14 protein-coding genes are annotated in these 14,035 nt (G+C 66.3%); 8 read left to right on the forward strand and 6 right to left on the reverse strand.

Annotated features, from left to right (window positions below; all coding sequences use genetic code 11):
- Positions 1 to 51 precede the first annotated feature (51 nt).
- Together CXY70_RS09790 and CXY70_RS09795 are read left to right on the forward strand one after the other, a co-directional pair.
- Positions 52 to 999: an MTAP family purine nucleoside phosphorylase gene (locus tag CXY70_RS09790; RefSeq protein ID WP_369852365.1), complete on the forward strand. Its 948-nt coding sequence runs from the start codon at positions 52 to 54 to the stop codon at positions 997 to 999.
- Positions 996 to 2,183 carry an NAD(P)-dependent oxidoreductase gene (locus CXY70_RS09795; RefSeq protein ID WP_104192170.1) on the forward strand — a complete coding sequence of 396 codons (1,188 nt, stop codon included), beginning with the start codon at positions 996 to 998 and terminating at the stop codon, positions 2,181 to 2,183. The genes CXY70_RS09790 and CXY70_RS09795 overlap by 4 nt, the downstream gene beginning before the upstream one ends.
- A 30-nt stretch (positions 2,184 to 2,213) precedes the next feature.
- Here CXY70_RS09795 and CXY70_RS09800 read toward each other — a convergent pair whose 3' ends face one another.
- Positions 2,214 to 3,365, reverse strand: a complete 1,152-nt coding sequence (locus tag CXY70_RS09800) for a sensor histidine kinase KdpD (protein WP_104192171.1) — start codon at positions 3,363 to 3,365, stop codon at positions 2,214 to 2,216.
- Positions 3,362 to 4,132: a response regulator transcription factor gene (locus CXY70_RS09805; protein ID WP_104192172.1), complete on the reverse strand. Its 771-nt coding sequence runs from the start codon at positions 4,130 to 4,132 to the stop codon at positions 3,362 to 3,364. The genes CXY70_RS09800 and CXY70_RS09805 overlap by 4 nt, the downstream gene beginning before the upstream one ends.
- 232 nt (positions 4,133 to 4,364) lie before the next feature.
- On the opposite strand from CXY70_RS09805, the gene CXY70_RS09810 reads away from it, so the two are divergent.
- From CXY70_RS09810 to CXY70_RS09820, 3 genes are read left to right on the forward strand one after another with little or no spacing between them, the layout of a single operon-like run.
- Positions 4,365 to 5,081 carry a glycosyltransferase family 2 protein gene (locus tag CXY70_RS09810; protein ID WP_104192173.1) on the forward strand — a complete coding sequence of 239 codons (717 nt, stop codon included), beginning with the start codon at positions 4,365 to 4,367 and terminating at the stop codon, positions 5,079 to 5,081.
- Positions 5,078 to 5,752: a DUF2064 domain-containing protein gene (locus CXY70_RS09815; protein ID WP_104192174.1), complete on the forward strand. Its 675-nt coding sequence runs from the start codon at positions 5,078 to 5,080 to the stop codon at positions 5,750 to 5,752. The genes CXY70_RS09810 and CXY70_RS09815 overlap by 4 nt, the downstream gene beginning before the upstream one ends.
- A 53-nt stretch (positions 5,753 to 5,805) precedes the next feature.
- A complete protein-coding gene (locus tag CXY70_RS09820; RefSeq protein WP_104192202.1) occupies positions 5,806 to 6,510 on the forward strand; it encodes a bifunctional 2-polyprenyl-6-hydroxyphenol methylase/3-demethylubiquinol 3-O-methyltransferase UbiG in 705 nt (234 codons plus the stop codon).
- Positions 6,511 to 6,640: 130 nt separating this feature from the next.
- On the opposite strand, the gene CXY70_RS09825 is transcribed toward CXY70_RS09820, so the two are convergent.
- Positions 6,641 to 7,159, reverse strand: coding sequence for a hypothetical protein (locus tag CXY70_RS09825; protein WP_104192175.1), 519 nt, complete (start codon positions 7,157 to 7,159; stop codon positions 6,641 to 6,643).
- A complete protein-coding gene (locus tag CXY70_RS09830; RefSeq protein ID WP_104192176.1) occupies positions 7,159 to 8,412 on the reverse strand; it encodes a molybdopterin-dependent oxidoreductase in 1,254 nt (417 codons plus the stop codon). Before CXY70_RS09830 ends, CXY70_RS09825 begins: the two co-directional genes overlap by 1 nt.
- Before the next feature lie 111 nt (positions 8,413 to 8,523).
- Between CXY70_RS09830 and CXY70_RS09835 the strand changes: the two genes are divergently transcribed.
- Entirely contained in the window at positions 8,524 to 9,906 is a 1,383-nt protein-coding gene (locus tag CXY70_RS09835; protein ID WP_104192177.1) for a glycosyltransferase family 87 protein, read from the forward strand.
- A 412-nt stretch (positions 9,907 to 10,318) separates the two neighbouring features.
- Here the strand turns inward: CXY70_RS09835 and CXY70_RS09840 are convergent, their stop codons facing one another.
- Together CXY70_RS09840 and CXY70_RS09845 are read right to left on the reverse strand one after the other, a co-directional pair.
- Positions 10,319 to 11,005, reverse strand: a complete 687-nt coding sequence (locus CXY70_RS09840) for a hypothetical protein (RefSeq protein WP_104192178.1) — start codon at positions 11,003 to 11,005, stop codon at positions 10,319 to 10,321.
- Between the two features lie 320 nt (positions 11,006 to 11,325).
- Positions 11,326 to 11,772, reverse strand: coding sequence for a metallopeptidase family protein (locus tag CXY70_RS09845; RefSeq protein WP_104192179.1), 447 nt, complete (start codon positions 11,770 to 11,772; stop codon positions 11,326 to 11,328).
- Between the two features lie 44 nt (positions 11,773 to 11,816).
- Here CXY70_RS09845 and CXY70_RS09850 point away from each other — a divergent pair, with 44 nt between their 5' ends.
- Both CXY70_RS09850 and ahcY read left to right on the forward strand, forming a co-directional pair.
- Positions 11,817 to 12,053 (forward strand): DUF3499 family protein, encoded by a 237-nt coding sequence (locus tag CXY70_RS09850; RefSeq protein WP_104192180.1) that lies wholly within the window; start codon positions 11,817 to 11,819, stop codon positions 12,051 to 12,053.
- Positions 12,054 to 12,155: 102 nt separating this feature from the next.
- On the forward strand, positions 12,156 to 13,649 hold the full coding sequence (ahcY, locus tag CXY70_RS09855) for an adenosylhomocysteinase (protein ID WP_104192181.1): 1,494 nt from the start codon (positions 12,156 to 12,158) through the stop codon (positions 13,647 to 13,649).
- Positions 13,650 to 14,035: the final 386 nt, after the last annotated feature.

Raw genomic sequence — 14,035 nt, forward strand, 5'->3', positions numbered from 1 at the left:
GGTTTCGATGGCACACTGAACACTCGACTTGTAACCCGCTGGGAGCCGCTTGTGACGCTTGACCCGACTGCCTCGATTGTTGATTCATTGGTCGATCCTTTGGCCGACCCGACCGCGCGGGCGGAGATCGCCGTGATCGGCGGCTCCGGACTCTACGAACTCATCGACCCATCCGGCGCCGTGACGCACCAAGTGCAGACGCCGTACGGAACCGCTCCGGTCACAATCGGCCTGCGCGCCGGTCGCCGCGTCGCGTTCCTGCCGCGGCACGGCAGTGGCCACAGCGTCGCCCCGCACCTGATCAATTACCGCGCCAATATCTGGGCTCTCGCCTCGATTGGCGTGCGTGCGATCATCTCCTCGTCGGCCGTCGGCGGTGTCACGCCGGAGTATGCGCCGGGGCTGCTCGTGGTCACCGACCAGTTCATCGACCGCACGAGTGGCCGCCCCGACACCTTCTACGACCGGGAATCGGTGCAGCATCTCTCCGCCGCCGACCCGTTCGACCCGGCGCTGCGCGGCTATGCCGTGCGCGCGCTCAAAGACCTCGGCGAGAACTTCGCGCCCACCGGAACCGTTGTCGTCATTCAGGGCCCGCGGTTCTCGACCCGGGCCGAGTCGGTCTGGTTTCGGTCGATCGGCGCGCACATCGTCAACATGACCGCCTACCCCGAGATTGTTTTGGCCGGCGAACTCAACATGGGCACGGTCAACCTGTCGTTCGTAACCGACGCCGATGCCGGGCTGGCGTCGGTAGCCGCCGCTGGGGCCGGTGATTCGGGCAGTCCCAAGCCGTCCGTCGTCACAACCGCCACCGAGACGGATGCCGTTACCGCGTCGGCCGTGTTCCGTCGCCTCCACGACGCCCAGCCACGCATCCTGGCCGCGATCGACGGGATCCTGCGTGCCCTGCCGACGGACTTCGTCCCGCGTGAGCTCATCGAACCAGCCCAGGTCGACGCCGTGCTGGCACGCGCCGTGGCATCGGAGATCGCATGACCGTCGTGCTCATCACCGGGGGCGCGGGCTTCATCGGGTCCGCGATCGTCGATGCCGCCCTCGCCCACGGCTACACCGTGCGAGTGCTTGACTCCCTGCGCGCCGACGTGCACGGTTTCGTGCCGGACCTTCCCACCGTTTCGGGCCCGCAACGCGGGCCCGGGAACGCGAGCTGGGCGGGACTCGACCCGCGCGTCGAGTTCGTACACGGCGACGTCACCGAGCCGGCCACGGTGTCCCGAGCACTCGACGGCATCGACGCAGTGTGCCATCAAGCCGCCAAGGTGGGCCTCGGCGTCGACTTCGCCGACGCTCCCGACTACGTGCACAGCAATGAGGTGGGAACCGCGGTGTTGTTGGCCGCCATGGCCGAGCGGGGCATCCAGCGCCTGGTTTTGGCCTCATCCATGGTGGTCTACGGCGAGGGCAGCTACCGCGGTGCGAACGGATTCACCCGGCCCGGCCCGCGCCTCGCGAGCGACCTCGACGCCGGACGCTTTGACCCCCTCGATCCGGAGACGGGGCAGGCGCTTGAGCCCGTTTTGGTGAGTGAAACTGATCCGCTCGACCCGCGCAACGTCTACGCGAGTAGCAAACTCGGTCAGGAATACCTCGCCACGGCGTGGGCCCGCTCGACCGGCGGTCGCGTCGCCGCCCTGCGTTATCACAATGTCTATGGTCCTGGCATGCCGCAAAACACGCCCTATGCGGGAGTTGCCTCGCTGTTTCGTTCGGCAATCGAACGCGGTGAGGCCCCGCGGGTCTACGAAGACGGGCGTCAGCGCCGCGACTTCGTGCACGTACGCGATGTGGCCTTGGCCAACATCGCGGCACTGGACTTCACCGCGTTCGACTGGACCTCGCGATCGACCACGACCCAAACGGATGCCGCCGATCCCGTAGCTTTCCTGCAGGCCGCGCATTCCGATTCGGGAATATTTCGCCCGTTCAATGTCGGCAGCGGAATCGTGCACACCATCGGCGATATGGCGAGCGCCCTCGCCGCGGCGTCCGGCGGCCTGGCTCCGATCGTGACCGGGCAATATCGACTCGGCGACGTGCGGCACATCACCGCATCCTCAGAGCGCTTGCACCGTGAACTCGGCTGGTCCGCTGAGGTCTCGTTCGAAGACGGCATGCGCGAGTTCGCGACGGCGCCCCTGCGTGCCGCCGTGCGGCCCTGAGCAATAGCCGGCCCCGTAGTCGATCGGCTATCACCCCAGCGGATGCTGCGGCAACAGCAGCTCAAACCGGCATCCGTTCTCAACATTGGTCACGGTCGCCTGCCCAGCATGAGCCCGCACGATTCCCTCGACGATCGCAAGGCCCAACCCGCCGCCGCCGCTCTGACCAGCACCGGTTCCCCAAGCGGACGTGGTGCGCGGCTCGCTCGCTCGCCAGCCCGCCTCGAACACCCGGCCAAGGTCCCGCTCTGGAATTCCTCCGGCCGCATCGACGACGGAGATCACCGCCCGCCCGTCGACGTGCGGGGTGACCGAGACAACGATGGCGCTCCCTGCCGGGGAATGCTGAATGGCGTTCATGACCAGGTTCCCGACCGCGCGGGCGAGTTCGCGGGCATCCGCCTGCAGGGTGAGACCGCGTTCGCCCTCGAATCGCAGATCAAGGGATTTGGCGAGGGCGACCGGTGCGAGATCGGCGATTGTGTCGCTGATGAGGTCATACAGGGCGACTCGTTCGAGGTTGAGTTGGAGGGCGCCGGCGTGGATCTTGGACAGCTCGAACAGGTCATCGACCATGCCGCTGAGGCGGTCCACCTGCCCGCGAATCTGCCCGTAATAGCGCTCGGGATCGGGCGCCATGCCGTCTTCGAGGGCCTCGGCCATGGCGCGAATACCGGCGAGGGGTGTGCGAAGGTCGTGCGAGATCCAAGCGACGATTTCGCGGCGTGACGTTTCAATGCGCTCCTCCCGCTTGCGGGATTCAGCCAGCCGATCGGCCGTCGCGGCCAGTTCCCCGGCGAGCGAGGCGAACTCCGTACTCGTATGCCGATCCGGGGATATAACGGATTCGCCGCGACCGATGCTTGCCGCCGCGGCCCGAAAGTACCGGTTGTCGCGCGCAAGCGAGCGCCCCAGCACCGAGGCCATCACGAGCGACACGATCCCGGCGACGACGGCCACCGAGTAGAACACGTTTAGGTCGTGCGCCGATAGATACATCAGGGACGCCACCGCGAACGTTCCGCTGACCACCGACGCAATGGTCGCGAACGCGACGACGACCACCTGCATCACGAGCGACCACCGCGACAGCAGGCGCAGGGTCAGCAGTGCGAGCGCGCCCACGACGAGCGCGCAGGCGAGCGCGATGCCGGCGACGGTCGCAAACACCTCAGCGCTCATCGCAACGCTTCGTCAACGGTGCCTTCGCTGGCGCCGAGCGGCACCGGATCGAACCGATATCCGACCCCCCACACCGTATTGATGAGAAGCGGATGCGCCGGGTCGGTTTCGATCTTCTCCCGCAGCCGCCGCACGTGCACGGTTACCGTGGACAGGTCGCCGAATTCCCAGCCCCAGACCGTGCGGAGCAACTCCTCGCGGGTCAGCACCTTCGACGGCCGCCAGATCAGATAGGCGAGCAGGTCGAACTCGCGGGCGGTGAGCACGAGCGGCTGGCCGCGCAGCCGAATCTCATGCGCGGCCAGGTTAAGCGAGAATTCGCCGGCATCGAGGATCCCCTCCGGAATGGACTCGGTGCCGCTTCGCCGCAATACTGACTGCACCCGCAGCACGAGCTCCCGAGGCGAGAACGGCTTCACCAGATAATCATCGGCGCCAGCTTCGAGGCCCTCGATGCGGTGTTCCTCTTCGCCGAGCGCGGTCAGCATGATCACCGGAAGCGCGCCCCAGCTCGAGCGGATACGCCGACATACCTCGATACCATCCAGCAGCGGGAGCATGCGGTCCAGCACCACCAGATCGGGTAGGGCGATTTCGGCCTGGCGCAGGCCGGCGAGCCCGTCGGTGGCCTCATCCACGACGAATCCGGCGGCGCGCAGGTACCGTCCGACCACCTCGGATACCGTCGGGTCGTCCTCGATGACGAGCACGCGACGGCCGACGAGGGCATCCGCTCTGGGCGGCGCAAAATATTGGGAGGGGGACACCCCCTCAGACTAGGCGTGCGGCCGCCGCGGCGCGTGGGGGCGCGCGCATCGGTGCAGTGGATGCATTTTTCCCGTGATGCGCCGGTGTAACCCCGGACCGCTGGGCCCGGGCGCCGAGGCCTGGCTGTCCGACTTCGACCGGAAACACCCTCGACACCGCTTCCCCAGTTTGTTCCGTGATTCGTAACCTCTTTCACGCCGCAGGCCCAGACACCCCGCCTAGGGTCGAATAATGATCAACATTCGGGTAGACGTGGTGTTGCCCTGCCTAAACGAGGCGCAGGCACTGCCGTGGATTCTTGACCGCATGCCCGTGGGCTACCGCGCGATTGTCGTCGACAACGGCTCGACCGACGGATCCGCCGCACTCGCCCGTAGTCTCGGCGCCCGGGTTGTGCACGAAAGTCGCCGCGGATTCGGGGCCGCCGCCCACGCCGGTCTCCTCGCCGCCACCGCCCCGATCGTGGCGTTCTGCGACGCTGACGCCTCGATGGACCCCCGCGACCTGCCGCTTGTGGTCGACCCGATCGGCGCTGACGAGGCTGATCTCGTGCTCGGACGCCGCCGCCCAACCACCCGCAACGCCTGGCCTCCGCACGCCCGTCTAGCAAATACCTATCTTTCCTGGCGACTGCGCCGAATAACCGGTGTGAACATTCATGACCTTGGCCCCATGCGAGCGGCGCGCCGCGAGCCCCTTCTTGCCCTCGACCTCATCGATCGCCGCAGCGGGTACCCGCTGGAGATGTTTCTCGGCGCTGCAGCGGCCAACTGGCGCATCCGTGAAGTCGATACCGGTTACGCACCGCGCGTCGGCCGCAGCAAAGTGACCGGAACCGTACGCGGCACCCTTACCGCCATCAAGGACATGTCCGCGCTGCTCCGCACCGACCGCAGAACACCCGCCGCCGTCAACACCCTCAGCATCCGGAACGAGGCCCGCTCATGACCGCTATCGTCGTCATTGCCAAGGAGTGCCTGCCCGGCAAGGTCAAGACCCGGTTGCACCCGCCGCTCTCGCTCGAGCAGGCTGCTGAACTCGCCGCCGCCAGCCTCGCTGACACTCTCGCCGTCGCATCACACCTGCCGGCCACGCGCCACATTCTGGCGTTCGATGGCGTGACTGCGCCCGTGGAGGCATCAGCATGGGAGATTCTGCCGCAAACCGCTGGCGGCCTGGACGAACGCCTCGCTGCCATCTTCGACACCCTCGCCGAGCCCACGCTGCTGCTGGGAATGGACACCCCGCAGGTCAGTATTGGGCTGCTCGCCCCCGTGTTCACGAGCTGGGGCGACGAAACGGATGCCTGGTTCGGGCCAGCCGATGACGGCGGCTTCTGGGCGCTCGGCCTGAAAAACCCGAGTGGAGCGCTGCTCCGCGGCATCCCGATGAGCCGCTCCGACACCGGCGCCCACCAGCTGCAACGCCTCGACGAGGCCGGACTCAGTGTGCGCCTGTTGCCGGTGCTCACCGATATCGACACGATAACGGATGCCCACACTGTCGCCTCGGTCGCACCCCACACGCGCTTCGCGCGCGCTTTCGCAGGGGTGCGGGCATCCGCTCGCCCGGAGAACTTCGATTTTTTCCCGGCACCCCTGAGCGGGGCACGCTCATGACAGTCGCGGCGCCGCGCCTGTGGGTAAAGCGGACGGACGGAGCGGTCGACGACATGGACCGCACGACCGCCGAACGCTTTCGCCGCCCGACCACGTTCGGAGCTGGCGGGTCCGAACCGTATGCCCAGGCGTTGCAGAGCGACAACAACGTTCTCTACCTCCACGGCAATCGGGCCGGTGCCGAATCGGATACGCCGATGCGCGTGTCGACAATGCATGCCGGGCGCTGGAGCGCCCGAGCCGATCCGATCGACCGTTCTCTGCTCGCTGGGGCCGCCGGACCGGTGCTCGACATCGGCTGCGGACCGGGTCGCATGATCCAGGCCGCCCTCGACGCGGGACTCGACGCCCTCGGAGTCGATGTTTCGCCGACCGCCGTGCGGATCGCCCTCGCGGCGGGGCTCGCCGTTCTCCAGCGCTCCGTCTTCGACGACATTCCGCTGGAGGGAACCTGGGCAACCCTGCTGCTCGTCGACGGCAACATCGGCATCGGTGGTGACCCGGACGCCCTGCTCGACCGATGCGCGACACTGCTCGCCGTCGACGGCGTGCTCGTCGTCGAGGTGCACCGCGACCCCGAGCACGACCTCGCCTATGAAGGAACCCTGCACGACGCCGCCGGACACGCGAGCGACGCGTTCCCGTGGGCCGAACTCGGCGTCAGCGCCCTGTCCCGGAGGGCCGAAAAGGTCGGACTCGTGCAGGTCGCCGAATGGACTCGCGGGGACCGCTCCTTCGCCCGCCTGGCCCGCGCCTAGCTGCCTGCCGACCTGCCTGCTCCACTCGCGCTGGCGGACGGGGCCCGGGCCCCGGCCCTGGGCCCGGTTTATAAACTGGGCCCAGGCCCACAGGGTGGGCCCGGAGCCGTGGGCCCGAAAGCCCGGCACCTCACCGCCCGGAGTCGTCCGGAAAGGTCGTGACCGGGCTCTGCCAGCGTAGGAACGCCCACACCGACAGCCCCACGGTGGTCAGGGCCAGCACGAGCCAGAAGATCGCCAAGTTCAGCCCGTAGTTCAGCGGCAACACGGTCGCATTCGCGGGGGCGAAATTCTTCGCCACCATCGTGGGTACCGCGATCAGCGACACGATCGACCCAACGACAATTGCTCCTTGAACGATCGCAATGACCGTGCCGGTTACGCGCCGACCGACACGGCGAAGCGCAATCCCGAACGCAAACACGATCGGCGCAAGAATCGCATCGTGCAGCACGATCGCCGCCACGATCCACAACGCCACTCCCGGAATCCGGGTCAGCCGCACCGAATCGAACAGCACGAACGCACCCCAGGCGAGCAGCAGCACACCGACACCCACCAGCGCCAGGCGGATGCTGCGCATCCGTCGGCTGGTCGACGGCGCGATTCCGGCCGGCGGGGGATTGAGCCCCGTGGTAATCGTCGTCATCAGATCGCCTCGATTCGGCTGAGCCATTTGGTCTGCAGTACGCCGGGGCGGCCCGGCGCGATCATGCGCGCCGGATACCCGTGCTCGAGGTCGAGCGTCTCACCGTTGAGTTCGAGTGCCACCAGGGTGAGCGGGTCCCGCACATACTCGCGGCCCATCTCGGTCTTGCTGAAACTGCCGCGTTCTTCAAGGCTGATCAGGCGAAACGAGGTGTCCGGGTCGGCGCTCATCAGGTCGGCCAGGTCGCTCAAACGCACGCCGCGCCAGTAGGCCATCTGGCTCCACCCCTCGACGCAGGCGATCGGAAGTTGAACCTCGGTCTGCGGCAGCGCCAGCAACTCTGAACGGGTGAAGGAACGTTCGGTGCCGGCCACCGCCACGGTGAGGGTCCACCCAGCGGCCATGGCGGCATCCGCTACCTTGGCCTGCTCGCTCGTGCGGTTCACCGGAACACCTTGCTGGCCGACGCCCTTCTTGCGCGGCCCGAACAGGTTGACCGCGTTCAACGGTGTGAAGGTCTGGCCGGCGGTCAGGCCCACGACCGCAGTGGTGGCCACGCCGATCGTCACGAGAAATCCGCGCCGACTGACCCGGGTACGAGAGCGCGGCGTTGCATCGATGTAATCGAGCACGCGCCCGGTCACGCCGCCCGGCCGGGTGCTGCCCCACAATCGCACGGCCTCCGCATTGGAAGCCCGATTGTTCGAGACCGCGTCTTCCAGATGGTCGCTGCCCGGGGAATCCTTGCTCCAGTACCGCGTAATCACCGGCAGCTTCACACCGATGTGAATGACCAGCAACCCGATCAGCACCCAGCCGAGCGCGAAATGCACCTGCCGAAACGGAAACGGCCACGGATACCACTGGTAGGTGTTGAGTAGCCCGATCGTGATCTGCACGAGCGAGGCGCCCACGAACAGGGCGATCGAGGCCCGTTCGAGAAAATGAACCAGGCCACGCACCGGAGGAAAGGCGAACAGGGCGGGAAAAACGATGTAGAGCTTGGCCAGCAGCAGCGGAAAACAGGCGATGCCGGCCACGATGTGCGTGCCCTGCGTCACCTGGTACAGAAACTCCGGGCGGGTCGCAAAGCGCATCCAGTCGAGCGGTTCCTGCAGAAAATGGCTGTACAGGCCGGTGCCGAAACAGATCAGAAAAGCGGCGCCGAGCAGCCGGCCGATCACCGTCGCCATCCGCGGATTGCGCACGGGCGACGCCAGCGCCCGCTGGGCCTCATACATCAATCGCCGCATACCTCTATTGCACCATTGCACCGCGGCAACAACCGAACGAAATTCCTTACAGTGTGCGGGTGTCTCGGCGGCGGACCCCGTGCGCCACAGCACCATAAGACAGACTGAACCGTGCGCATAACAATCATCGCGGCCCTGTTGGCGCTCAGCGCTGCCCTCACCGCGTTCAGCGTCAGCGCCCTCGACCTGTTCGAACCCGACCGCGACGAGGTGCAGCTCGTGCTGGTCACGAGTGCGCTTTGGCTGCTGTTCGGCCTCGCGTACTGGCTGCTGCGCCGAGTCAACGGCCGCGCCGTCATCGCCCTGATCCTGGCCGGCTCGGCCCTCATCGGCGGCGTGGCTATGGCGGGCCCTCCCAACACGAGCACCGACTCGGCCCGCTACGCCTGGGACGGCATAGTGCAAAACGCCGGCATCAGCCCCTACGCCTTCACCCCAGCGGATGACCGGCTCGATTCCCTGAGACCCGACTGGCTCTTTCCCGCCCCCGAGACCACGGCCGCAGGCAAGGAGGTCTGCGTCGGCGAACGTATCGCCACCACCCGATCGACCGACGGCGACCGTCTCTGCTCGGCCCTCAACCGCACGGCCGTGCCGACGATCTACCCACCGGCCAGCGAAATTCTTTTTGCCGGCGTGCGTTTTCTCACCGGACCGGAGCCCGCCTACTGGCCGTTGCAGGTCGTCGGGCTGTTACTGAGTCTCGGCACGACCGTCCTGCTGCTGGTCGGCCTGCGTCGCCGCGGCCTCGACGAACGAAACGCAGCGCTCTGGGCGTGGTGTCCGCTCGTGGCGACCGAGGCGATCACCAACTCACACGTGGACATGCTCGGCGTCATCTTCGTCGTCGCGGCAGCATTCCTGGTCTCGTCCAGAAAAGTCTGGCGCGGTGGCATCATGCTCGGAATAGCGATCGGCACCAAGCTCATCCCGGTACTGGCCGCTCCCGCACTGCTCAAACGAGGCGGCTGGCGCATGGTGGCGGCATCCGTTCTGAGCTTTGCGCTGCTGTACGTGCCCTACGTGCTGGCCACCGGAATCGGGGTGCTCGGCTACCTGCCGGGGTACCTGAGTGAGGAGGGCTACCAGGACGGCTCCCGGTTTGCGCTGATATCCTTGGTCGCGCCGGGGGAATCCGCCGTGATCGTCGCCGGCCTGCTTCTGGCGGTCGTCGCCGTGCTGGTGATCATCAAGACCGACCAGAATCAGCCATGGGTCGGCCAACTGGTCATGATCGGCGCGACCCTGCTCGTACTCAGCCCCCGCTACCCCTGGTATGCGTTGTTGCTGCTGCCGTTCGTGGCTCTCAGCGGCCGCTGGGAATGGCTGCTGGTTCCGATGGCGCTCACCCTGCGGCTGCTCGTGCCGAATCCGGAGCTCACCCGGGCGTCGATCGCGATCGCGGTCATCGTGATCGTTGTCGTGTCGCTGCGTCGCGCCGGCCCCGGCGCCCTCAAGCGGATGCTGCACCCCTTGCGTTCCCGCCCCGCCTAAGCCACCCACGCGACGCATGTGTGTTGACACAGAGTTCACTTGCGTGACCAATGCCGAACGGATCGCGGCCACCTCGGCTCCTCACGCCGCCCATGTTGCCTCCATCGGCCTGTCACTCGACGACCTGCGCAGCCGGATGGCGGCATCCGTTTGACGCGCTGAGCGCATGCCGACGCCCAGTCCCGCGGCCCATCCCCGTGGCCCAATCCCGCCGCTCATCCCCGTGGCTCATCCCCGCGGCCCAATCCCGTCGTGGCACGCGTTAGGGAAGCGGGCACTCGTATGAACGAGTGCCCGCTTCCCTAATACGTGCCGCGAGGCGCAGCGGTCCCGCACGCGCAGAAATCGGGGCCCGCCTGTGGCGGGCCCCGATATGTGCTGTGAAGCTGGCTCTTGTGGAAGAACCGACCGACTACTTGGTCGCGGCGGTGATGGTCGCGATACCAACGAGCATCTGGTCAGCGACGGCGTCGGTGCTGAACGTGGAGTTCAGCAGGCCGGCGGCGACGGAGGAGATGTGAACCGTGGTGCCGGTGAGGATGGCGTTGTCGCCGTCCATCTTGAGCGGCTCAAGGGTTCCACCGTAAAGGTCGAACAGCAGGGCCTGGGGCGCGACGGACTCACCGTTGACCGAAACGTCACCGAAGAGCTCCGAGGTGGCCGGGTCGATGGTGAAGTTGGTCAGTTCGACGACGATGTCGCCGGCGGTCAGTGAGAAGCCGGATCCTTCGTGCTCAATGGAGCCCTGAACGTAGGGGCGGTAGTCTTCGGCCGGGTCGTAGTACTCCACGTTTCCGCCGGTGATCGGGAAGTGCAGGCTGCCCTCTTCCAGCGTGGCCGTTCCGACAGTGTTGGCCGTGAGGCCGAGGCTCGTCAGGGCGGCGCCGAAGTCGGCATCGAGGAGCACGGCGGTGTCAACACCGGAGAGGCTGGGGATCGAGGCGAGGGGCGTCGGAGTTGCTTCGGCCGAGCTAGAGCTGGATGAGCTCGAAGCGGGCGCCGGGGTCGTCGTGCTGGCGTCCGACGAGCAGCCGGCGAGGCCGGCGATGAGAATTCCAGCAGAGGCGAAACCGATGGTGGCCTTGGTGAATGTACGCATGGGATGAATCCGTTTCTGTAGATCGAGCAGGTGGTGTTGGGGTCTGCATGGTGTTCGGCTCCACCCCCGAAATGGTTTGGAATTGCCCAGATCTGTTACCGTTCTGTTACTAAATACAGCAAACGTCCAGACACGCGAACGCGCCGACCGACCGGGCCGAGAGGCCGAGATCCCAGTCATAGCAAGGATCGGTCCGGTAAGCGGATGCTGTTCGCGCCGGTTTTCTACTCACGGCAGGCGTTGGGCAAGCGGCACGGGTCCGACCACGTGCCACCATCTCGTACACATACCGCGATGGTCGCGGACGTGGGTAGCCATACCTAGAAGTGGCGGAAGCGATCCGGCGCGAGGTCCCAGGGGTCTTTCCCGAGAAGTTCGGCGACGCCGCGAAAGACGCAGGTCTCGATCATCATGCGCTGGTGTATCTCATCGTTTTCGTGCAGGCGTGACAGGCGCTGGATCGGCAGGCGATAGAACACGACGCGATTCGTCTCCGGTGTCACCATCCAACGTTCCACGCCGACACCGGGTATGACCGAGGGTGGTCCGGAAGCGACCTCGAACACGGATTTGCCCAGTTCTTCGGGCCAGACGCCGCGCAGATATTCGATTGTGCTTGCGATCGTCGTCTCAAACAGGTCGATACGGGTGCGCAGTGGCGGCAGGAACGGACCGGTCGCCGAACTTCGGATGCCGCGGCCGTGCCGATCACGCCCGCGACCGCGTACGGTCGGTTCGGGCGCTGCTGAACGACGGGATCGAGACATGCTGCCATCCTACGGCGGCCCGGAAGCGGCTACCCTTACAGGCAATGACATTCCGCCCGTGTTCTCGTGTCGCCTGCCTCGAACCCTCGGTGGCTACGCTCACCTTTGACTATGGGGAGTCTCTGGCAGTTCTCGGTCCGCTCTCCTTTCGCGCGGAACCGCACAGCTTTGACCTGTGCTCTCGCCATGCGGAGCGCACGAGCGCCCCCCAAGGCTGGCAACTCATGCGTCACCGGCTTCTGGCCGACGGCGCCGACACTGCCAGCCCCACGGTGCCGTGACCCGCTTTCGGCGTAGGGCTGAATCCGCTGTGCTTCGTGCCCTGTATACGCACCGGCAGAACAATGTGCAGGTCTTTCAGAGAGAAATGGGAAGATAGTAGCATGACTGTCGCCGCACCCACCGTGCCCTCCACCTCCACCTTCACCTACAAGATCGCCGACGTGTCGCTGGCCGAAGCTGGGCGCCACCAGCTGCGCCTGGCCGAGAATGAGATGCCCGGGCTTATGGCTCTGCGCACCGAATTCGGTGAGACCAAGCCGCTCGCTGGCGCTCGTATCGCCGGTTCCCTGCACATGACCGTGCAGACCGCCGTGCTGATCGAGACCCTCGTTGCACTCGGTGCCCAGGTGCGTTGGGCCAGCTGCAACATTTTCTCCACGCAGGACGACGCGGCCGCCGCGATCGCTGTAGGCCCCACCGGCACAGCGGATGCCCCAGCGGGCGTTCCCGTGTTCGCCTGGAAAGGGGAGACCCTCGAGGACTACTGGTGGTGCACGTCGCAGATCTTCGACTGGAGCGCCGAAGCGGCTGCGGCCGAAGCCGCCTGGACCGGCCCGAACCTGATCCTCGACGACGGTGGCGACGCCACGATGCTCGTGCACAAGGGGCGCGAGTTCGAACTCGCCGGCGCCGTACCAGCGGATGCTGCCGGTGACAGCCACGAGTATGGTGTCATCCTCGCGGCCCTCCGTCGTTCGCTGGCGGAGTCGAGCGACCGTTGGACGCTGGTGGCCGCCGACCTCATGGGCGTCACCGAAGAGACCACCACCGGAGTGCACCGCCTCTACGAGCTCGCCGCGGGCAAGCAACTGTTGTTTCCGGCCATCAATGTGAATGACTCGGTCACCAAGAGCAAGTTCGATAACAAGTACGGCATTCGCCACTCGCTGCCGGACGGCCTCAACCGGGCCACGGACGTGTTGATCGGCGGCAAGGTCGTCTTCGTCGCTGGCTACGGTGATGTCGGCAAGGGCGCCGCCGAAGCACTGCGCGGCCAGGGCGCCCGGGTGATCGTGAGCGAGATCGACCCGATCAACGCGTTGCAGGCCGCGATGGACGGTTTTCAGGTCGCCCGCCTCGATTCCGTCGTGGAACAGGTTGACATCTTTGTCAGTGGCACCGGAAACTTCAATGTCATCGGTGTCGACCACATGCTGCGCATGAAGCACCTCGCCATCGTTGCCAACGTCGGTCACTTCGACAACGAGATCGACATGGCGGCGCTGGAGTCGCTGCCCGGGGCGGTCAAGGTGCAGATCAAGCCGCAGGTCGACGAATGGCGCATGCCGAGCGGGCGCAGCGTGCTCGTACTGTCGGAGGGGCGCCTGATGAACCTCGGCAACGCCACCGGCCACCCCTCGTTCGTGATGAGTAACTCGTTCACCAACCAGGTCCTCGCGCAGATCGAGCTGTACGTTTCTCCGGAGAAGTACCCCGTTGGCGTGCACGTGTTGCCGAAGCTGCTCGATGAGAAGGTGGCCCGACTGCACCTCGATGCTCTCGGAGTCGAGCTGACCGTACTCACCCCCGAGCAGGCCGGCTACCTGGGCATTCCCGTAGAAGGCCCCTACAAAGTAGACCACTACCGCTACTAGCCCCTGCTCTTTCCTCCTTCTCTGCACCGGGCCCGGGCCCGGAAACCGGGCCCATGTTCTATCGTGGGCCCGGTTCTCGAAGGTGGGCCCGGTTCCCGAAGGTGGGCCCGGTTCCCGAAGGTGGGCCCGGTTCCCGCCAAGATCGGGGTCGGCCTCGAGAAAGCGGATGCTGCCCCTGCCGTCACTTTTCCGGGCCCGGGCCCGGAAACCGGGCCCATGTTCTATCGTGGGCCCGGTTCCCGAAGATGGGCCCGTGGTTTGAGTCGACGAGGAAGCGGAAGCTCGCCCGCAGGATTGTGGGTCCCGAGCGGATGCGGGGCTGCGACACGCCCGGGTGGGGGGCGTTTTGACGGGTGGGTGTGGGGACCGTAATGTATCTATACGTA

This window comes from Cryobacterium sp. Y82 (assembly GCF_002929495.1).
Lineage (GTDB): Bacteria > Actinomycetota > Actinomycetes > Actinomycetales > Microbacteriaceae > Cryobacterium > Cryobacterium serini.